This is a genomic window from Nocardia sp. CNS-044 (genome assembly GCF_059570515.1).
Genome location: NZ_JCANSX010000012.1, coordinates 158,157 through 176,897, shown reverse-complemented (window position 1 = coordinate 176,897; position 18,741 = coordinate 158,157). Strand labels below are relative to the sequence as shown.

21 protein-coding genes are annotated in these 18,741 nt (G+C 66.4%); 11 read left to right on the top strand and 10 right to left on the bottom strand.

What is annotated here, in order from left to right; genetic code table 11:
• On the bottom strand, window positions 1-876 hold the full coding sequence (locus T333_RS31290; RefSeq protein ID WP_357253670.1) for a metal-dependent hydrolase: 876 nt from the start codon (window positions 874-876) through the stop codon (window positions 1-3).
• A gap of 154 nt (window positions 877-1,030) precedes the next feature.
• Here T333_RS31290 and T333_RS31285 point away from each other — a divergent pair, with 154 nt between their 5' ends.
• The gene (locus tag T333_RS31285) at window positions 1,031-1,726 is read left to right on the top strand and encodes a type 1 glutamine amidotransferase domain-containing protein (protein WP_354999385.1); all 696 of its coding nucleotides are present in this window, start codon (window positions 1,031-1,033) and stop codon (window positions 1,724-1,726) included.
• A gap of 227 nt (window positions 1,727-1,953) precedes the next feature.
• Window positions 1,954-2,535 carry a TerD family protein gene (locus T333_RS31280; protein WP_354999386.1) on the top strand — a complete coding sequence of 194 codons (582 nt, stop codon included), beginning with the start codon at window positions 1,954-1,956 and terminating at the stop codon, window positions 2,533-2,535.
• A gap of 5 nt (window positions 2,536-2,540) precedes the next feature.
• Here the strand turns inward: T333_RS31280 and T333_RS31275 are convergent, their stop codons facing one another.
• Window positions 2,541-3,137, bottom strand: coding sequence for a TetR family transcriptional regulator (locus T333_RS31275; RefSeq protein ID WP_354999387.1), 597 nt, complete (start codon window positions 3,135-3,137; stop codon window positions 2,541-2,543).
• A gap of 190 nt (window positions 3,138-3,327) precedes the next feature.
• On the opposite strand from T333_RS31275, the gene T333_RS31270 reads away from it, so the two are divergent.
• The 3 genes from T333_RS31270 (at window position 3,328) to T333_RS31260 (ending at window position 5,621) form a co-directional block, all read left to right on the top strand.
• A complete protein-coding gene (locus T333_RS31270) occupies window positions 3,328-4,080 on the top strand; it encodes an SDR family NAD(P)-dependent oxidoreductase (protein ID WP_496426743.1) in 753 nt (250 codons plus the stop codon).
• A gap of 173 nt (window positions 4,081-4,253) precedes the next feature.
• A complete protein-coding gene (locus tag T333_RS31265) occupies window positions 4,254-4,400 on the top strand; it encodes a hypothetical protein (protein WP_354999389.1) in 147 nt (48 codons plus the stop codon).
• A gap of 117 nt (window positions 4,401-4,517) precedes the next feature.
• Entirely contained in the window at window positions 4,518-5,621 is a 1,104-nt protein-coding gene (locus T333_RS31260) for a mechanosensitive ion channel family protein (RefSeq protein ID WP_496426742.1), read from the top strand.
• A 128-nt stretch (window positions 5,622-5,749) separates the two neighbouring features.
• Here T333_RS31260 and T333_RS31255 read toward each other — a convergent pair whose 3' ends face one another.
• From T333_RS31255 to T333_RS31245, 3 genes are all read right to left on the bottom strand, one after another.
• The gene (locus tag T333_RS31255) at window positions 5,750-6,433 is read right to left on the bottom strand and encodes an NAD(P)-dependent oxidoreductase (protein ID WP_496426741.1); all 684 of its coding nucleotides are present in this window, start codon (window positions 6,431-6,433) and stop codon (window positions 5,750-5,752) included.
• 15 nt (window positions 6,434-6,448) lie between these two features.
• Entirely contained in the window at window positions 6,449-7,066 is a 618-nt protein-coding gene (locus T333_RS31250) for a TetR-like C-terminal domain-containing protein (RefSeq protein ID WP_354999392.1), read from the bottom strand.
• Between the two features lie 288 nt (window positions 7,067-7,354).
• Complete coding sequence (locus T333_RS31245) at window positions 7,355-8,086, bottom strand: DUF8817 family protein (protein WP_496426740.1); 732 nt, start codon at window positions 8,084-8,086, stop codon at window positions 7,355-7,357.
• 388 nt (window positions 8,087-8,474) lie between these two features.
• On the opposite strand from T333_RS31245, the gene T333_RS31240 reads away from it, so the two are divergent.
• Entirely contained in the window at window positions 8,475-9,239 is a 765-nt protein-coding gene (locus T333_RS31240) for an oxygenase MpaB family protein (RefSeq protein WP_354999396.1), read from the top strand.
• Between the two features lie 63 nt (window positions 9,240-9,302).
• Here the strand turns inward: T333_RS31240 and T333_RS31235 are convergent, their stop codons facing one another.
• Together T333_RS31235 and T333_RS31230 are read right to left on the bottom strand one after the other, a co-directional pair.
• Window positions 9,303-10,772 (bottom strand): hypothetical protein, encoded by a 1,470-nt coding sequence (locus T333_RS31235; RefSeq protein ID WP_496426739.1) that lies wholly within the window; start codon window positions 10,770-10,772, stop codon window positions 9,303-9,305.
• Window positions 10,773-10,825: 53 nt separating this feature from the next.
• Window positions 10,826-11,452 carry a hypothetical protein gene (locus T333_RS31230; protein WP_357253654.1) on the bottom strand — a complete coding sequence of 209 codons (627 nt, stop codon included), beginning with the start codon at window positions 11,450-11,452 and terminating at the stop codon, window positions 10,826-10,828.
• Between the two features lie 214 nt (window positions 11,453-11,666).
• On the opposite strand from T333_RS31230, the gene T333_RS31225 reads away from it, so the two are divergent.
• Together T333_RS31225 and T333_RS31220 are read left to right on the top strand one after the other, a co-directional pair.
• Window positions 11,667-11,972: a hypothetical protein gene (locus T333_RS31225; RefSeq protein ID WP_496426738.1), complete on the top strand. Its 306-nt coding sequence runs from the start codon at window positions 11,667-11,669 to the stop codon at window positions 11,970-11,972.
• A gap of 45 nt (window positions 11,973-12,017) precedes the next feature.
• Window positions 12,018-12,503 carry a hypothetical protein gene (locus T333_RS31220; RefSeq protein WP_496426737.1) on the top strand — a complete coding sequence of 162 codons (486 nt, stop codon included), beginning with the start codon at window positions 12,018-12,020 and terminating at the stop codon, window positions 12,501-12,503.
• 59 nt (window positions 12,504-12,562) lie between these two features.
• Here the strand turns inward: T333_RS31220 and T333_RS31215 are convergent, their stop codons facing one another.
• Window positions 12,563-12,979: a VOC family protein gene (locus T333_RS31215; RefSeq protein ID WP_496426736.1), complete on the bottom strand. Its 417-nt coding sequence runs from the start codon at window positions 12,977-12,979 to the stop codon at window positions 12,563-12,565.
• A 63-nt stretch (window positions 12,980-13,042) separates the two neighbouring features.
• Between T333_RS31215 and T333_RS31210 the strand changes: the two genes are divergently transcribed.
• Window positions 13,043-13,999 (top strand): helix-turn-helix transcriptional regulator, encoded by a 957-nt coding sequence (locus tag T333_RS31210; RefSeq protein ID WP_496426735.1) that lies wholly within the window; start codon window positions 13,043-13,045, stop codon window positions 13,997-13,999.
• Between the two features lie 13 nt (window positions 14,000-14,012).
• On the opposite strand, the gene T333_RS31205 is transcribed toward T333_RS31210, so the two are convergent.
• Entirely contained in the window at window positions 14,013-14,603 is a 591-nt protein-coding gene (locus tag T333_RS31205) for a hypothetical protein (RefSeq protein ID WP_496426734.1), read from the bottom strand.
• Window positions 14,604-14,745: 142 nt separating this feature from the next.
• Between T333_RS31205 and T333_RS31200 the strand changes: the two genes are divergently transcribed.
• Window positions 14,746-15,015 carry a hypothetical protein gene (locus T333_RS31200; RefSeq protein WP_496426733.1) on the top strand — a complete coding sequence of 90 codons (270 nt, stop codon included), beginning with the start codon at window positions 14,746-14,748 and terminating at the stop codon, window positions 15,013-15,015.
• A gap of 186 nt (window positions 15,016-15,201) precedes the next feature.
• Window positions 15,202-18,159 carry a protein kinase domain-containing protein gene (locus T333_RS31195; protein WP_496426732.1) on the top strand — a complete coding sequence of 986 codons (2,958 nt, stop codon included), beginning with the start codon at window positions 15,202-15,204 and terminating at the stop codon, window positions 18,157-18,159.
• Window positions 18,160-18,168: 9 nt separating this feature from the next.
• On the opposite strand, the gene T333_RS31190 is transcribed toward T333_RS31195, so the two are convergent.
• Window positions 18,169-18,657: a PaaI family thioesterase gene (locus T333_RS31190; RefSeq protein WP_354999405.1), complete on the bottom strand. Its 489-nt coding sequence runs from the start codon at window positions 18,655-18,657 to the stop codon at window positions 18,169-18,171.
• Window positions 18,658-18,741 lie beyond the last annotated feature (84 nt).

Here is an 18,741-nt window from a genome sequence, read left to right as displayed (position 1 = left end):
TCACGCCTCACCCGCGCGGGCCGCGGGCGACTGCGCGAGGTAGCGAATCGCGTTGTCCATGGGACCGAGCTGGGACGGGTGGAAACCCGGCCGCAGATAGCGCGGGATCTCGGTGACGAATGTGGTGAACCGTGGAATCACACCGCGGGCCGAGGCGCTCAGCAGTTGCAGCGGCCAGAGCCGTCCCTTGTCCGGCTCGGGATCCTTGTGGAACAGATACCCACCGGAGATCACGAACAGCGCGAGCAAGCCGAAGCTCGCCAGCAGACTGGTTCGAGCCTTGCGGAAGTAGCCGCCGTCGACGTGCATGTACGCGTCGTAGACGACGCTGCGGTGCTCCACCTCCTCCGCGCCGTGCCAGCGGATCAGATCGAGCATCGCCGGATGCATGTTCTTGGCCTCGAGCTTGTCGTTGGTCAGCAGCCATTCCCCGATGACGGCGGTGTAGTGCTCCATCCCCGCGAAGAGGGCGAGCCGCTCGCACAGCCACTGGTGCTTGGCGCGCCCGGTGAGCCCGTGATCGCCGAGCACCCGATCCACCAGCCAGGACACGGTGTCGACCATCGGAGCGACGTCCAGCCCGATCGACTCCAGGTGTTCGCGCGCCTTCTCGTGCGAGCTGGCGTGCATGTTCTCCTGGCCGATGAACCCCTGCACCTCCTCGCGCAAGCGTTCGTCGTCGATGAGCGGCAAGGCTTCGGCCAGCGCCTGCGCCATGGCTCGCTCGCCCTCTGGCAGCACCAGGTGCATGACGTTGATGATGTGGGTCGCCATCACCTCGCCGGGGATGTAGTGCATGGGGACCGAATCGAAATCGAACCGCACGTCGCGCGCGTGAATCGCATGCGCTTGGTCCTCGTACGCCGCTGTGGTCATGCCGCCGTCCTCGCGTCTCATCGTTGAAACAGGCACCCCTCGACGGTATTGTTGACATCACGTGATGTCAACACTGTGTCGGTATCGAAATCTCGATATCTGACATGCCGATTCCTATTGGTGGGGCCCGGTGGATCGGGCCTAGCGTCGCGGTATGGCGAAGATTCTTTTCGTAATGACCGGTGTCGACCACTGGACGTTGGCCGACGACACCAAGCATCCGACCGGATACTGGGCCGAGGAATTCGTCGTGCCCTTCGAGGCGCTGAAGGACGCGGGCCACCAGATCGTGGTGGCCACTCCCGGCGGCGTGGTCCCCACCGTGGACCAGGGCAGTCTCGCGCCCGAGGTCAACGGCGGCCAGGAGACCGCGGAGCACCGGGCACGGGTGGTATCCACGAGTCCCGAGCTCGCCGACCCGGTCGCGCTGGCGGATGTCGATCTCGCCGACTACGACGCCGTGTTCTATCCCGGCGGGCACGGGCCGATGGAAGACCTCGCCGTCGACGCCACCTCCGGCGCATTACTCACCGCCGCACTGGATTCCGGCAAGCCGTTGGCCGTGGTGTGCCACGCGCCCGCCGCGCTGCTCGCCGCCACGAAGCCCGACGGAACCAACGCGTTCGCCGGTTACGCCCTGACCGGTTTCACCAATGCCGAAGAGACACAGGCGGGTTTCGCCGAGAAGGCGAAGTGGCTGCTCCAGGATCGCCTCGTACAGATCGGCGCCGACTTCCGCGAGGCCGACCCGTGGACGCCGAACGTGGTCGCCGACCGCAACCTGATCACCGGCCAGAACCCCGCCTCCTCGGCGGGTGTCGCCCAGGAATTGCTGCGGAAACTGTCCTGAATACGGTCGGCCAGGCCTGGTTCGCTCGAATCGCGGTGAGCGACAGATGATTCGACTCACCGCGCTCAGCAGCCCGAACCGTCGGCCGCCTACGTCCTCGTGACCCCCGTCTGTTTCGTGTTGTCGGGGCCGAAAGTCATGGGTAGGGTCGTGGTCGACACCAGGGACGTTGCGCCCGAGCGAAAGCCGCCGCCGAGACTCGGACGGGGCAGGAGGGGAACTGGGCCATGATCACGCTTCGGAAAGAGGACGGCGCCGCGGATCTCGCCGGCGTCACCAAGCTGAGTGTCGGCGTGAGCTGGGATCCCTCGGCGGGCACCAGCGGCGGCGCCCTCGGCTGGGCGCGCCGCAAGCGCGGCGTCGACCTGGACTTGGTCGCGATCCTCATGCAGGGCAGTGAGCCGGTCCGTTTCGCGGGCCTCGACTCGCTGGATCCGCTCGGCAACGGTGCGGTCCTGCACACCGGCGACGCGCAGACCGGCGCGGCCAGCGGTGACGACGAGACGGTGCATGTCACCTTCGCCGATGTGCCCGGCGGCATCGACGCTATCGTTTTCGTGGCGGCTGCCTTCAAGAAGGGCAGCTCCTTCGAAAAGGCGAACAACATCTCGTTCAAGGTGTACGACGCCTCCGGCGGTAGCAGCCAGCAGGTCGCCGACATCTGGCCCTCCCTGCTCGGCACCGACAACGCCAACGCTGTGGCCCGCGCCTTCCGCAACGGCAACGCCTGGCAGCTCGAGGTTCTGAACCGTAAGGGCAAGATCAAGCAGGGCGACAAGCAGGCCCTGCTTCGCTTCGCCATGCAGTAGGGCCGTCAGTCCCGCGTATTCGCCTCGACCGCATACGGTTTCAGCAATTCGCCGAGTTCGTCGATGGCTCGATCGATGTCGATCCGGTCGGGCGCCATCGCGCTCTGCACATGGATGCCGATGGCCGCGCCGACGAGGATCGTCGCGAGGCCGTCGGCGGTCATGGTCTCGGGGAGGCGGACGAAGCGCTCGATCCACCGCTTCGTCGACTGCCGTAGCCGTTCGTGCAGCGCCACGTACTTGTCGTGGATCGGGGACGCCGGATTCACCGCTTCCACATACAGGGTGACGAACAGCAGCGACGTGCGCGCCATCGAGGATCGCTTGGCCTGCGCTACAAGGTCGTAGGCCTGCGGTAACTCCGCGGAGTCGGCGGCGTCGGACGCCTCGAGCAGCGCTTCCGCGGCGTGGTCGAGTACCGCGGTGAGTAAGCCCTCCTTGTTCCCGAAGTGCCATGGAATCGAGCCGCGGCTGATCCCCGAACGCTGCGCCACGTCGGCGAAAGTCGTTTGCTGGTAGCCCTTTTCGACGAACAGCGCGGAGGCGGCGTCGATCAGCATCCGCCTGCTCGCACGGGTGGTCTCGGCGCGTCGATCGGCCACTGCGGTCCTTCCTGTCTTCCGATTCCGGTGGGTCGAGCCTAGGCCCTGTCTCGGTCATCGACCATTGACTGGCTGCTCAGCACATTCTATGTTGGCTGACACAGAAGCGTGACGGCCATGCGATGGACGACCTATCGCGCCGATCCGCCAGGTGCGGCACGCCGATTCGATCGACAGGTGAGGTGGGTCCGTGGATATCGCAGATTCGGTGGTTCTCGTCGCGGGTGGTGCGTCGGGGCTCGGGCTCGTCGTGGTGCGGCGGCTGACAGAGGTGGGCGCGACTGCGGTCGTACTCGATACCCGACCTGTCGAACCCGCAGCGCTCCAGGATGATTCGGTGCACGAGGTGATCGGCGATGTGTGCGAGGAACGTGACGTAGCCGCTGCCCTGGATCGTGCCGCCGAGCTCGGCTCGCTACGCGCCGTGGTCAATTGCGCCGGAATCGATCGCACCGGGCTGACGCTGGACGTTTCCGGTCCGCTTCCGCTGGAGCAGTTCGCGCAGGTGGTACAGGTCAATCTGGTAGGCGCGTTCAACGTGATTCGCCTTGCCGCCGAACGGATGGCCCGGCTCGAGGTCGTGGCGGGTGAGCGCGGTGTCATCGTCAACACGGGGTCGATCGCAGGTTTCGACGCACCGGCCGGAATGGTGTCCTATGTGGCGTCCAAGGCGGGCCTGGCCGGAATGACCTTAGCGGCGGCGCGCGATCTCGCGGGCGCGCGGATTCGCGTCGTCACCGTCGCGCCCGGGATGTTCGATACGCCGATGTTCGCCCGGCTGCCCGATTTCGCGCGGCGGGCGTCGCTGGCGCGTGTGCCGCACCCGGCTCGCCTCGGCGCACCCGCGGAGTTCGCCGAGCTGGTGGCGCACGTGATTCACAATCCGATGCTCAACGGCGAGACGATCCGGGTCGACGCCGCGGCTCGGCTCGGCGGACCGTAAGCGCGCCGACCAAGGGTCTGGGGCCGTGTCGGCGCGGTGAGCTGCGCGGATAGCGAAAAGGCATGTTTCACCGCCGAATTCGCGCGGTGCGATTCGCCACAGGGTCGTCATGTCGATCTTCCGCGAAAGCGGGTATGCGACTGACTGAGGAAAGCCGACTGAAGGAGGACGACGTGGCCGTTTCGGCTTCGCACCCGCAGTATCGCGCCGACCGCCGACACCGTTCCGGCTCGACCGATGCAGCGGGTTCCATTCATCTGACCATCGCGGCATGGATTCTCTTGCTCTCCGTGCTGAGTTTCACCCTGGTCCTGCTGTGAGGAAGCGCCCACGTGGCGTACCGGAGCAGTGATCGAAGGCGCCTGGGCCACGGTGTGGCCGTCGAAACACGCGGCGGCGCACCGTGGCCGAGGTGACGACGAGAGGAGTTCGATCTCGTGGAAGACGTACTACGGCCGCTGATCGTGCTGCTCGGCACGGTCGCGATCACCGTGTCGGCGGGACTGCTCGTCGACTGGCTGCTGCGCTACAGCGCGCGCCGTCGACCCGGCACGCACCTGCCGCTGTTGCTGCGCCGCGTGCAGATGCCGCTGCAAGCGTTGCTCGGCGCGGTGGCGCTGTACGCGTCATATCCGTTGGCGGAGTTGGATTTACGCCAAGACGCGATGGTCAGGAACATCCTGGCCGCGGCGGCCATCATGGCCGCGGCGTGGTTGGTCATCCGTGCCGCCGACGCGGTCGCCGAGAACCTGCTGCGCCGTTATGCCGAGCACACGAGCGAGATCTCGCGCGTTCGCCAGCTGCGCACCCAGCTCGGACTGGTGCGCCGCATCATCACCTCGGTGCTGGTGGTGACGACCGCGGCCGTGGCGATCCTGCTGCTGTTCCCGAGCCTGCGCACGCTGGGCACCTCGCTGCTGGCGTCGGCGGGCGTCATCGGCATCATCGCGGGCGTCGCCGCGCAGTCGACGCTGAGCAATCTGATAGCCGGGTTGCAGATCGCCTTCGGTGATTCGGTGAAGATCGGCGACACCGTTGTGGTGGAAGGGGAGTGGGGGACCGTCGAGGAAATCACCCTCGCCTTCCTCACCGTGCGGATCTGGGACGACCGCCGCCTGACCATGCCGGTCTCCTATTTCAACAGCAAGCCCTACGAGAACTGGTCGCGCGGCGGCTCTCAGATCACCGGCACCGTGTTCCTGCACCTCGACCACAGCACGCCGGTGCCATTGCTGCGCGAGCACCTGCACGACTACCTTCGCGACCGCCCGGACTGGGACGGCCGCAACTGGAACCTTCTCGTCACCGACAGCACACCGACGAACATCGTTGTGCGCGCGACGATGTCGGCCGCGGACGCCGACGACGCCTGGACCCTGCGCTGCGCCGTCCGCGAGGAACTACTGAACTGGCTCGGCCGCCACCACCCCCACGCCCTCCCGAAGATCCCCACCGCCATCACCAACCAGCGCGAGCCGGATCGCGAAATGGCATTGTCCACCAATGGTTCCGGTGAGACGAGTAGTCGGAACGGCGACTGACATCCAGCCGTCGGCAGTGGTGGTGTCGGCGAGCGTGCCCGCGCCGATGGCGGTGCGGGTGGGCGCGTGTGACTATGAGGTCATTCGGACGAGCAGCTGGATCCGCTGTCGCAGTGCCTTCGTGGCGGTCATCGCCGACTCCTCGGGGTACTCGCGCCATCGGAGCCGCGGTTTCGGTCGGTGATCACGTCGACGCAGGCTCTGACGTTGCGGTTCTCCGTTGCCTCGCGGATCAACGCGTCGGCCAGGTCGGCGCGGCAGGTGTAGCGGCCCGGGATGCTCGAGGGCGCGACGGTGTAGTCGGTGATGCGGTCGCCGTCGAAGAGTCCCGATGCGCGCACAATCGTCCAGTCGAGATCGCTGGCTCGGAGGGAGTCTTCCATTCGGCGCATATCGGCGTACGCGGTCCGTCCCAGGGTCTGCATGATCGGCAGCAAAACCATACGGAAGGCGAGAGTTTCGCCCGGCGCAGCTTTACCCGCGACACAGACCGAGCTGACGCACACCAAGCGCTGCAGGCCGTGCGTCGTCATAGCCCGCATGATGTTTCCCACCCCCGCGGAGAATATCGACACCGGTTTCCTGGTGTAGGTTCCCCCGAGAACCGAGATCACCGCCTCGTTTCCGGCTACCGCTCGTTCGACCGATTCGTAGTCCAGCGCGTCCGTCCGCACTACGCGCATTCGCGGCGAGGAGAGCGGGAAGGCTTCCGGACGCCTAACTGCGGCAGAAACTTCGAAGTCTTTACCGAGTGCCTGCCGTACTACCTGAAGTCCGGTCGGACCGCTGGCGCCGAAGACCGCCAATTTCATCTTTTCCTCCTCGCTTCAGTGCGCCGATCGAGGGCGCCCGGTCAGTAGTGGGATCATCAACGAGTCGACAATTCGCTCGAAATACGCGCCGTCGATCGAATCGCCTTGTTCGAGAAGCTGATAGAAGATCATCGCGGGAACGATGTCCGCGATCAGCTCGGTGTCGGCACCGTCCACGAGTTCACCGCGATCACGGGCGTGCTCCAGGATGGCGGCGAAGGCCGCGCGGCGTGGAGCGGCGATCTCGCGTTCGGCGATCTCGCGCAGTTGCGGATCACGCCGCACCGCGGTGGCGATGGCGGATAGGATCGCGTCGCGCCGGCTGTCGCGGTCCAGATACATCGCGCCCACCACGATCAGATCGGAACGAAGACTTCCGGTATCCGGCGGCGGCTCGTTCCACCCCAGGGTGCGGATCGCGTCGCGGACCAGTTCCGACTTGTCTTTCCAGCGGCGGTAGACGGTAGCGCGACCGGCGCCCGCTCGCGCCGCGACGGCATCCATCGTCAACCGGTCGTACCCCACCTCGGGCAGGAGCTCGTGCACCGCGGCGAGCAGCGCGCGGCCTCGCTCTGGATCACGCGGGCGGCCAACGCTTTTCGGGCTCGGCTCTTCGTTCTGTCGTGTCGCCACATTGCCAGGCTAGCCCGCCACGTGTTACGAAACAAGAGTGATCCGTATCGTAATATCGAGGACGAAAACGATTGGAGCGCTGCCAGTTTGCGGCCCGTGGTGTTCGTCGCGGCGGCGGCATGATGCCAGTCCGCTGGGCCCGCCGAGTCCTCGCTTGTGCCCAGTTCGAGATCGGGCGATTGCTCGGGGATGTGGCTGTCCGGCTCTCGGACTGCCCGACGAGTTCCCGGCGAAGGTGTTCCTTGCTTGGCAGTTGTCCAGCCGTTCGTGAGGCGTGGCGGCTGCCGGTCAGGGGTGTGCCGCGGGCGGCAAAATGGCTTCGATGTCATCGAGCGCGCCCAGTGTTTCCGCGAGCTCGGCGCGCTCGGCTTCGGAGAGGAGCAGCGCACGCGCTTGGGTGAGGGCGTCGCGGGCGGCGGCGGGGTCTTCGGCGCGGACCGCGAGTTCGGCGCGGTAGGCCAGGGCTTGGAGGAGTTCGGTCGCCGTCGCGGTGTCCTTGTCCCGATCGAGGGCCGCGTCCAGGATCTGGGCCGCTCGTTGGTGCTTGCCGTGCGAGTCGCCCATGACGACGGCCCTGTTCAGCGTGGTAATGAGTTTGCCTGTGGTTGGGGCATTTTCGCTGGGAAGGGGCGCGGCCGACATGATCCTGATCCAGTTCCCGCCGGGGTCGATGACGGTGAATCCGGAGCGGTTCTCGGCGTTCTTGCGTTTGCGTGGGCGGGTCATGCGGGGGATTCCGGAGACCAGCAATTTGCCGTGTGCCTTTCGCATGCCCGCGGCGAACGCGTCGAAGAGTTCTCCGGTGTCGGGCACGAGGACCACACAGGTCCCGTAGGAATCCTCGGGCTCGAAGTCCGGCATGCCGAAGAAGTCCAGTTGGAAGTCTTCGCGTCTGAGTGAGACGTATGGGTTCGGGCGGACTTGGTAGTAGGTCCGGGTGAAGCCGAGCATGGTGTAGAAGTCGACGATCTCATCGATGGATCGGCAGGGCAGCAGCGGCACGGTGACTTCGTTGGCCATGGATCTCTCCGTTCCGTGGTGGATTGCGCGCCGAGTACCAACAGTCGTACCGACTTCATCGAGCTCTTCCTCTCGATAGCCAAAGTTGGCTAGTTGGGACGAAGGTACGCGCGCTATACAAATTTGGCTAGTGCGGGGACTGCGGGAACCGAATCGAGTGCACGGTCGACCGCCGCGTTTTCCGGGACGTGCCGCCATTGCCGCGACTGGCAACCGGTGAGAGAGTGGTAACGAAATTCTCTCATGGACTCGTGGAGGTAGATATGAGAATCACGCCGAATGGCCGGTTCGAACGGCATGCGCGACGGATCATCCTGCCGAATCCGACGGCCGCGATGCGGGGCAAGGGGGAGGGGCGGGCGGTCGAATTCGGCAACCCGTCGGCGCGATGACCAGCCTGTCGCACGTCGCCGCGCCCGAGCGGACAACCGCCTCGCTGCTTCATCGCTATTTGGGCGACCGCCGCTTCGCGCTGGCGCTGCCACGCGCTGTCGCGCTACAGATCCTGCATCCCACCATCGCCGCCGGTCTGGTCGAGCACACGCATGTGCGGTTGTGGGAACACAAGAAACGCACGGTCTCGAGCATGATCACCATCGCCTACTCCTCGCGAGATCTGCGGTCCCTCATCAGGTATGGCCACGAGCACGTGAAGGGTGTGGACGACGCCGGACGTCGGTACCACGCCCTGCATCCCGAGGTCTTCTTCTTTCAGCACGCGACCTACGTCGACACTCTGATGACGGCGATCGAGACCTTCGCGCGGCCCCTCACCATGCTCGAACGCGAGCGCCTCTACGCCGAATGCCGCGCGTGGTACGACCGTTACGGCATCTCGACGCGGCACGTGCCGGAGACCTGGCCGCAGTTCACCGAGTACTTCGCCGACGCCTGCGATTCGGTGCTGCGCCGCAGTGCGCACAGCGATCGCTTGGCTGCGCAGGTGCTGCGCCCGGACGCGTGGACCCCGCGCCGATTGCCGGACTTCGCCGTCCGCGCGCTCCAGCACGAACGGGCGCGAGAGCTGCTGGACGTGCGGTCGGGAAAGGCCGACCGCGCCGCACTGGCCGTCTACGCGGGAACCGTGCGCGCCGCGATGACGGCCGCTCCGGGCCGGATTCGACTCGTGCGGCAGGCTCGGCTCGCGGAATGACCACGGGACGGCGGCGCACCATCGCCCCGGCCTCCGGTCGAAGCATTCGAGGCGGGGGCCGAATCAGGATCGGTTCAGGGTCAGATCCAACCGGTCGATGCGGAACCGAGCATCGGTGACCTCGACGGGGGTGTCCGTGAAACGGTTCCCTTCCAGTACGTTTCGAACGAAGTCACGCACCTCTGCGGGCTGCGCGTCGAGATTCGCCAACAGCTCCGGAGGTACCTCGATCGTTCCGTCGAAATGCCTGGGCTGACTGGAGATCCCCGGCAACTGCGGCGTCTGGCGCAGGCCATCGACGGTGTGCAGTATCAGATCCAGCTGCTTGCCGTCGCCGAAGTCGATCAGAAGCGGAGTCGGGGTGACGGCCGCGTCGAAGGTGCGCACTCGCGCGCTCCACCCCTGCCTCGCGACGCCGTGGTAGTCGTACGGCGATGGGGCCGCCAGCGTATCGAGCGAACGATCCGTCGGCGAATTCTCCAGCGCGGTCCCGACGGGGGCCTGGTCGGTGGGGACGAAGGTCCACGAGTCGTCGGTGAGTTGCTTTGTCCAGTAACCGTTTCGACCGCCGTCGCGACCTTCGACGCGCAGTTCCCGCGCCGCCGAACCTGGTGCGGTTCGGTGGATGGAGATGCGGTCGGTGATGTCGCCCGGCACCTTCGGCTGCCGCACCCAGTCCGGTGCGGGCAGCTGGATCGCGGCATACCGGCTGTCCACTCGTTCCGCGAGCATGTCGGGAGCCTCGGGCAGTCCGCTCTGGTCGGAATAGGAGTAGCGGAAGAACACCTTGTCGGCGCCGGAGATGTCGAAATCGTAGAGGCGCGTGTAGAAGTCGCCGAAGCGGTTGACGATCAGCGAGGTCGACGCACTCGTCGACAGCGCGACCGCCTGGAACCGGCCGCCGTGCGGCGTGGCCATCTCGTAGCTGTGATCCACCGGCAGCCAGGGATCGATGTATCGGATCCGCCGACCGTCGTCGGTGAGCGCGAAGACGTGCGACACCTTCGCTCCGCCGACCGGATGATCGTTGCCCGCCGTATCCCGCCAGACGTGGTCTTCGTTGGGTGAGAGAACCGACCAGGACCAAGTGCTCGTGCCGGGCGGCAGCGAGTTTCCGGGTCCGGTCCACAGCGGGGTGCCGTAGCGGCTGCTCCAATTCCAGTCTCGGGGTGCGCTGAGCGCGTGATCCATGGTGAAGAACCGGCCGTCGCGGTCGATCATCATGACCTCGTCGTCATCGGCGGACACGCCTACGATGCGGCCCTCCAGACAGCCCGGTAGTGCCACAGTGCGCCAACCACCGTTGGCGGCGGTCTCTTTCACGTAGACCCGGCCGTCGCGATTCGCGAACGTCCAGCGCCGGTTGAACGACTCCGTGGTGGTGCGGAAGTGGACCCGCTCCGGCAGTGCGACATCGGCGGGGGCCAATGCCTCCAGCCCAGCGGTGGTTTCGTCGACAGTGACTTCCGGAGTGCCGACCGTGCCCACCACCATGCAGCCGGTATCCGCGACGGCTACCGAATGCGTTGTCATGCTGGCGAATACCAGCCCGGCCACAGCGAAAGCCGTACGTCGGACGTTTCGCATCACAACCACCCCGCGGCGCCGAAACCGACGATCGCTACGGCGTCGACACCGAGAATCGCTCCAACAGTGAGTGCTTTGGCCCGCACGGTCGGCAGGTCGTGCACGAAGAAGCAGGCGGCGAAGAACGGCACGTAGCCGATGAGCCAGATGAGGAAGGGAAAGCTCGGCTGCCACCAGGACCATTCCCAGGTGAGTACACCGGCCTTGTTGAGCAGCACTTCGACGCCGACCGCCGCGGCCGAGTTGGCGGCGATGAGCACCGGCCTGTTGGGCAGGCCGAGGATGCGAGTCTCTTTGGGCGGCAACATTTTCGCCGCCGCGACACCCATGACGGCGAACATGAAGCAGATCTCGATATTGAGGCCGATGAGGATCTGGTAGGCGGTGGGTCCGGTGGCGCCCCAGACCGGCGCACGGCCGGTGGCGTGAAAGACCAGGGAGTTCCAGATCTCGTTGAACCAGTCCATGCCCCACAGCGCCAGCCCGGCGAACAGGACATTCCAGTTCCGCCGCTCGACTTCGACGGCATAGATGTAGATGACGATCAGCAGCAGCGGGATCACATACCACTGGAATTGGCTCGCATCCCGAAGGATCTCGAGCGCCTCTCGGGCGTTGTCGGTCAACGGCGCAACTCACTTCCTGGTCGCCGGTCCAGGGGAGTATTACACATCGACACCAAACGTCAACCTGTAACGAGATCGCAAGACGCTCTCGGCACCCTGCCAGGACGCCCAGCTTCCGCGGTGCCGAAAGCCGATGGCTGTCTTGCCGTGGACGGTGCTATCGTGACGCCTCGGCCAGACCGACCGGTACGGCCGAATCTTTCTGGGGGGTCACATGTTCAATTGGTATGTAGGGCTGCTCGCGGTAAGCGGCGTCGTCATGATCGCCATGGCCCTGTCGGAGAACCGGCAGGGCAACGTTTCGCGCCTGATCAACGGGATTCTCGGACCCCTCTACCTGGGCTACGCCCTCTACCTGGCTTTCCTCTTCGAGGGCGGCTCCTACCTGATCTTCTTCCAGGCGTTCATCGTGCCGGTACTACTGGTGGTGGACTTCTTCCGGAACCGAACCCCTCGCATGAAACTGACCGCGACCCAGAAGGCGTGGCGCGAGCACCAGCGCTCCGAACAGAGGCGGTAGAACGTGTCCGCCCAGACTCGGAGTCCCAGGCGAGGCCGGTGGCGGGTGTGGGCAGCCGGGACGCTGGGGCTGTGTCTGCTGGCCTTGCTCGGGCTGTACGGGTTCGGTCGCGCGGTCGACCACGCCATCGATCAGATGATGGTGCCTGATGTCGAGGAGTCGACGAGCCCGGAATTGCTCCGGGAGGCAACCGAATACGGCGGGTGGGTGCTGCCCGCGAATGCCAAGGTGCTGCTGGTCAGGCGTGAAATCGTTCGGGACCGGAAATATCGGATCGCGGTGGAAACCTCCCCCGCCGACCTCACCCTGATGCTGGAGCAATCCCGGTTCCCCGCTGTGCTCAGTCCTAGCGAACCGCCCTACCTCCGAAAGACGATCGCCGGGCCACCGCTGGAATCGTCACCTCGGGTGGAGCAAGGCCAAGAAGCGTGGTTCACCTCGTCGGCGGGGCGGGTGATGATTCGCGACGTCACTGTCGATGTGCGGGACGAGAACACTCGGGTCGTCCACATAGAATTTCGCGGCGTCTAACCTCGCCCATCATGCGTTTCCGGCGCTTCGCACCTGAGTGAGAGTTGCCCTGCCCCGCTTCAGACATCGTGGGTGGTCAGGCAGAACGGGTGGCCTGCGGGGTCGAGCATCACCCGGCGGTGGTTCGGGTCGGGTTGGAAGGTGGTCGGGACCGCGCCCAGCTCGCTCATCCACGCTTGCGCGGAATCCAGATCGTCGACCCCGAACTCCAGATGGGCCTGCTTGGCCACCACCGATTCCGGCCAGCTCGGGCGTTGATAGTCCGGGATGCGGATGAAACCCAGCCCCGGCCCGGCGGGTTCGGTCCCGAGCAGGACGAAGTCATCGCTGGTGTAGAGCACCGGCAGGCCGAGTCCGCGGCTGTAGAACTGCGCCAGCTCGACAGGGTCGGGGCAGTCGAAATCGATTGAAAGCCAACGGATTATCGGCCGTCCCTCGACGGCGGCACGGCTCTGGGTTGTCGGTTCAGCAGTCATGGTCCAGACCCTAGGGGCCGACCAGGACAGGTCCGGTCCTGGATTCGGACGAGAATACCGACTGTGATCGGACCTACTTCGCGGTTGCTGCGTGTAGTGGCTCTGCTGGACTCCCGCCCAGCATGGACCTGTCAGGAATTGAGCAGGCGGCTGGGAGTGACCGACCGTACGGTGCGCCGCGATATCGCACGTCTGCGGGAACTGGGATACGGCATCGATTCCGATCCCGGCCCGTGGGGAGGCTATCGCCTGGCTCGTCGACCACGGGTTCCAGCACTCGCCCTCGATGAAGAGGAGGGTTTCGCAGTGGCGGTGGCGTTGCGGGAAACCGCGGCAGGCGGCGTGCTCGGCAGCAGCGTCTCGGCATTGTCGGCGCTGTTCAAACTGCAAACCCTGCTACCCGAACGGCTCGCGCGCCACCTCGACGCGGTGAACCGCACCCTCGCCCACACCGCCGACGGAGCGGAGGTATCCCCGCAAGCCGACGCGTCCGTACTGTGGGCTCTGGCCACGGCATGCCGACAGAGCGAACGCCTCGCGCTGACCTACCGCGATCATCACCAGCGCATCACCCGCCGCTATGTCGACCCCTATCGTCTGGTGCGCGCCAACCGCCGCTGGTACTTCCTCGCCGAAGACGTCGACAAACAGCAATGGCGGACCTTCCGGGTGGACCGGGTTGTGCGCACCGAACTCACCGGACACCGCATCGAACACGACAATCCGCCCGACCCCGCCACGCTGGTCACCGAAGCGATCGCCGCGGTCACCTACCCGCTCTACGCCACGATCAGGCTCTCCGTGCCTCTCCAGCAAGCCTTGCAGATCGTGCCAGCCACCATCGGAACCCACCGCCCCGACGGCCCCGACGCCACCCTCGTCGACATCGGCGCCAACGACATCGACTGTCTCGTCACCTATCTGATGGGCCTGGGCACCACACTGCGCGTGCTGAGTCCCGACACCGTCCGCCGAGCCCTCCTGGACAGGGTGGCAGCTCTGCGGCTCGACAACCTGTAGCGGTGTTGTTCCGCTATCGCGCAGCGCTGAGGCTCGCCAGTGCGGCCTTCGCCGCGCGCTCGCCCGAAGCGGCTGGAGGATTCGCGGTGTCGACCAACCCGCCGTTCAAGTACAGCGCGACGCCCTCGCCCGCCAGCGAGCCCATCTCGATGCCGTGCCGGTCGAGGGCGTCGGTCAATGTGCCTGTGCCGCCCGACGTGGACAGCGTGAAGATGTAGAAGATCGGGTGCTCCGCGTCGTCGCCCGAGATGCGGACGACGAAGTCGGAGGTCGCGGCGATCACGAAGCCGCAAGCGGTGGCGACGGCGGCCCACACGGCGTGCCCGCGCTCGTCGATGTCCGACAGGCGCTTGACGAAATACATCAGGAAGAGCGTGGGGAGCACGTTGACCACGATGTAGAAGATCTTGCCGAGGGTGCCGATCTCCTCGGCGAACTGGCTGAGGAGGAAGCCCACCACGCCCGCGAGGGCGAACGCGACCCACTCGTTCTCGGCCTCGGCGGTGGCCTCGATCAGCGTGGCGCCGGTGTCGTGGGCGTGCTCGATGAGATCGGCGATCCAGTCGACGGCCTGCTCGATGCTCACCACCACGTTGCTCGCCACGCGGGGCTCAGCGGGCCGCCGACCATGAAAAGTTGGGGAAGTCCGCGGCCATGTCCCGAGGTAGGAGCGGATGCCGTCGCGCCAGGTCTCCTGCAGCTTCTTGCCGGACGCGCCGGTGAGACCGAGCCCGTACAGCGGGCCGGTGAAGGGGCACCAGCAGCTCGGCGGTGGCCGGATCTTCGACAATCGCCCGGATCTTGTCGTGGAGGAATTCCGACACGGTCCGGTTCGCCTCGGCGTCGAGGAGCAGGTCGGCGAACTCGGCGCCAGCGTCCTGGTAGCCGCTGCGCTAGTAGGCATCCTCGTAGCGCCGTCGGCGCTCCTCGGCGGAGATGTCGAAGGCCTTGTCGGTGACGGGACGATCGGGGTGCCGCCGGGTGAGTGCCTGCACACCTCACAGATCGCCTCGTAGTTCTGTTTCACGGCGTCGACCTGCGCCGGGGAGAGTTCGGCGTTGCGGGCACGTCGCATTGCCCGGATGGCGTCGGCACCGGGCGAGCCTCTGTCCCGCGACGGCGAGCCTCGAAACCGGCCAGGTCGGATCGCGCGCTGCGGTGGGTACGCTGGACCTGCACCCGGAGTGAATCGTAGGTAGCCGATGCCGGAGGCCGATCCTTTCACAACGCAGCGCGACGTGGGCCCCGCCGTCGGCTCGGAGATGCATGCGGCCGGGTTCGACGAGGCCGACGAGATCGGCCGCGGTGGATTCGGCGTTGTCTACCGGTGCGTCCAAGCCGAGCTGGACCGGACGGTCGCGGTGAAGGTGCTCACCGCGCATCTCGACGAGGACCGGGAGCGGTTCGTGCGCGAGCAGCGGGCGATGGGCCGGTTGACGGGTCACCCCAACATCGTCGGCGTGCTGCAGATCGGCGAAACCGCCAGCGGTCATCCCTATCTGGTGATGCCGTACTACCGGCGCGGTTCTCTGGAGGCGCGCATTCGCAGGCACGGTCCGCTGCCGCTGGCCGATGTGTTGCGGCTCGGGGTGAAGATGGCCGGCGCGTTGGAGACCGCGCACCGCGCCGGGATCCTGCACCGCGACATCAAGCCGGGCAACATCCTGTATTCCGACTATGGCGAGCCCGCTTTGACCGACTTCGGGATCGCGTATGTCACCGGGGCGTTCGAGACCGCGGCAGGCACATTCGCCGGTTCGCCCGCGTTCACCGCCCCGGAGATCCTCGGCGGTGATCCACCGAGCGAGGCGTCCGATGTCTATGGACTGGGGTCGACGCTGTTCTGCGCGCTCACCGGGCATGCGGCGTACGAGCGCCGCACCGGCGAACAGGTGGTGACCCAGTTCCTGCGGATCGCCACCGAGTCGGCCCCCGATCTGCGTGACAACGGCATCCCCGGCGATGTCGCCGCCGTCGTCGAAAAGGCCATGGCGCGGGATCCGCGCGACCGCCCCTCGACCCTCGCGTTGGGCGAGCAACTCCGGCAGCTCCAGGAAAAGTTCGGCTTCCCGCTCGACGAGGCGGCAGTCCAGGGCGTGGCCGAGCCCGACCAACCGGCGCGGCGCCCGATCGCGCGGCCAGGCTTCCGCTCCAGGCCGAGTATTCCGCTGGAGCTGACCAGTTTCGTCGGCCGTGGCGCGGAACTGGCCGAGCTGAAGAAGCTGCTCGCGACGTTCCCGCTGGTCACGGTGACGGGGGTGGGCGGGGTTGGCAAGACCCGGCTCGCGCTGCGCGCCGCTGTCGAGGCGGAAGGAGCCTTTCCCGACGGGGTGCAATTGGTCGAATTGGGTGAACTCCGCGACGGGTCCGTGGTGGTCGACGTGGTCGCCGCCGGCTTGGGTCTGCGCGACGACGCGGCCACCCCGTTGCAAGCAGTGCTGATCGAATACTTGCGTCCCCGCAAGGTGTTGCTGGTGCTCGACAACTGTGAGCAGGTGGTCGAGGCCGCGGCGGAAGTCGCCGAGACGCTGCTGCGCGCCTGCCCCGATCTGCGAATCCTGGCCACCAGCAGGGAAGGGCTCGGCATCGGCGGGGAGGCGGTACTGCCGCTGTCCCCGCTGACGGACGACGCGGTGACCCTGTTCGCCGAGCGCGCGGCCGCCACCGTGCCGGGATTTGCGCTGACCGAGAAGAACGAGGCCACCGTCGCCCGGATTTGTTCCCGGCTGGATCGGCTGCCCTTGGCGATCGAGCTGGCGGCTGCGAAGCTGCGCGCCATGTCGCTCGAACAGATTCTCCAGCGGCTGGACAACCGGTACGCGCTGCTGACCCGTGGCAGCCGGGGCGCCCCGCAGCGGCAGCAGACGCTCGCATGGAGCGTCGGCTGGAGCTATGACTTGTGCACTCCGGCCGAGCAGCGGCTCTGGGCGTCGCTGTCGGTATTCGCGAGCAGCTTCGAACTCGAAGCGGCAGAAGCTCTTTGCGGTGCGGAGCATCCGGAGGATCTGATCGATCTGTTGATGTCGTTGGTGGACAAGTCGATTCTGATCCGAACCGAATCGGACGGTGTAGTGCGCTTTCGGCTTCTCGAGACCCTGCGGGACTACGGCCGCGAGAGAATTCGGGACGCGGGCGCGCATCTCGAACTGCGTCGCAGGCACCTCGAGTGGTACCGGCGGTTGACCCGTGCGGCGGCGGCCGAGTGGTTCGGCGTCCAGCAGATCCGTTGGATCGAGCGCCTCGACCGGGAACTACCGAATCTGCGCGAGGCGATCGAGTTCGCCGTGACCGACTCCCCCGAGATCGCATCCCGTATGGCCAGCGACCTGGCCCTGTTCTGTGCGACGCGCGGCCTGCTCGGCGAGGGGCGCCGCTGGCTCGACCGGGCGCTGGCCGCGACGCCGCACGAGCCGACACTCGAACGCGTCGCAATGCTGTTCAACGCCAGTGTGCTGGCAGGCAACCAAGGTGATGTGCAGGCCGCGGCCGCTCGGGCGCAGCAGGCGCGGGCGTTGACCGAGCGGCTGACAGTTCCCTCGGCGCGTGCACTCGTCGACGCCGCCGAGGGATTCGCGGCTCTCCTGAGAGGCGATCCCGATCGCGCGTCCGGACTCCTCGGCGGTGCCGTCGAAAAGTGCCCTGATCTCGTGTCGCAGGCGACCGCGCTGGTACTGCTCGGACGAGCACACGACTCGCGCGGCGATGCGCAGGCGGCGCTCGCCTGCAATCTCAGGGTCCTCGAATTGTCGGAAGCCCACGGCGAATCGGTGATCCGCTCCTGGGCGTTGTGGAGTGTCGGCATCGACAGCTGGCGCAAAGGCGACCGCGAACGGGCGGCCGAACTGCTCGAGCGCGGGCTACGGCTGACTCATCGGCTGCGGGACACGAGGTCCGCCGCGTCGTATCTGGAGGTGCTTGCCTGGAAAGCCGCCGAGGACAGTGAGCCGGTGTCTGCCGCGGTCATGATGTCCGCCGCAGAGGCAATGGGTGGCACCGTCGGCAATTACGCATTCCTCTTTCCGAATCTGCCTGTCTTCCATCAGGAGTGCGACCAGCGCGTCCGTAACGCGATCGGTGCGCAAGCCTACGATGCCGCCTGCGAGAAGGGCCGTTCGCTGACCCTCGACGACGCGGTGGCCTACGCCCTCGGCGAGGGATGAGCAACGCGGTCACGAACCTTCACGACTCGCGGGGGACACCGGTGACGGGTTTCCGGCGAGGGGGAGTTCGATATTGCGCATCGTGACCAACGATGTCGCACACCACGTTTCCTCGCCCTGGTCGACGCCGAAGACATCAGCGGCTGCGACGGTGATCGCCTTACCGGGCTTCACGACCCGCCCGCGCGCCACCAGCTTTTCACCTCGCGCGGGCGCGAGAAGTTTGACCGTGTAGTCGACCGTCATATTCACCCACCCGGCAGGCAGCAACGTGCCCGCCGCCGATCCACCGGCGAAGTCCGCGAGCGAACCGATCACGCCACCCTGGAAGTTGCCGTTGTGCTCGGTCAACTCGACGCGATACGGCTGAACGATCTCCACCTCGCCCCGGGCCACTCGACCGAACGAGAAACCCAGATGCCGCGCCGCGGGCATGCTGAGCACCACGGCCTGCACTATCTGCGCGAACTCCGGATTTTCCGTTTGTCGTTCACTCATCGCATTCCTCCTGTGCGTGCCGCCGACGCTCCACCCGCCGGTCCTGTGGGGGCAGCTACTCCGCGCGCTCCGGTCGCTCCCAGA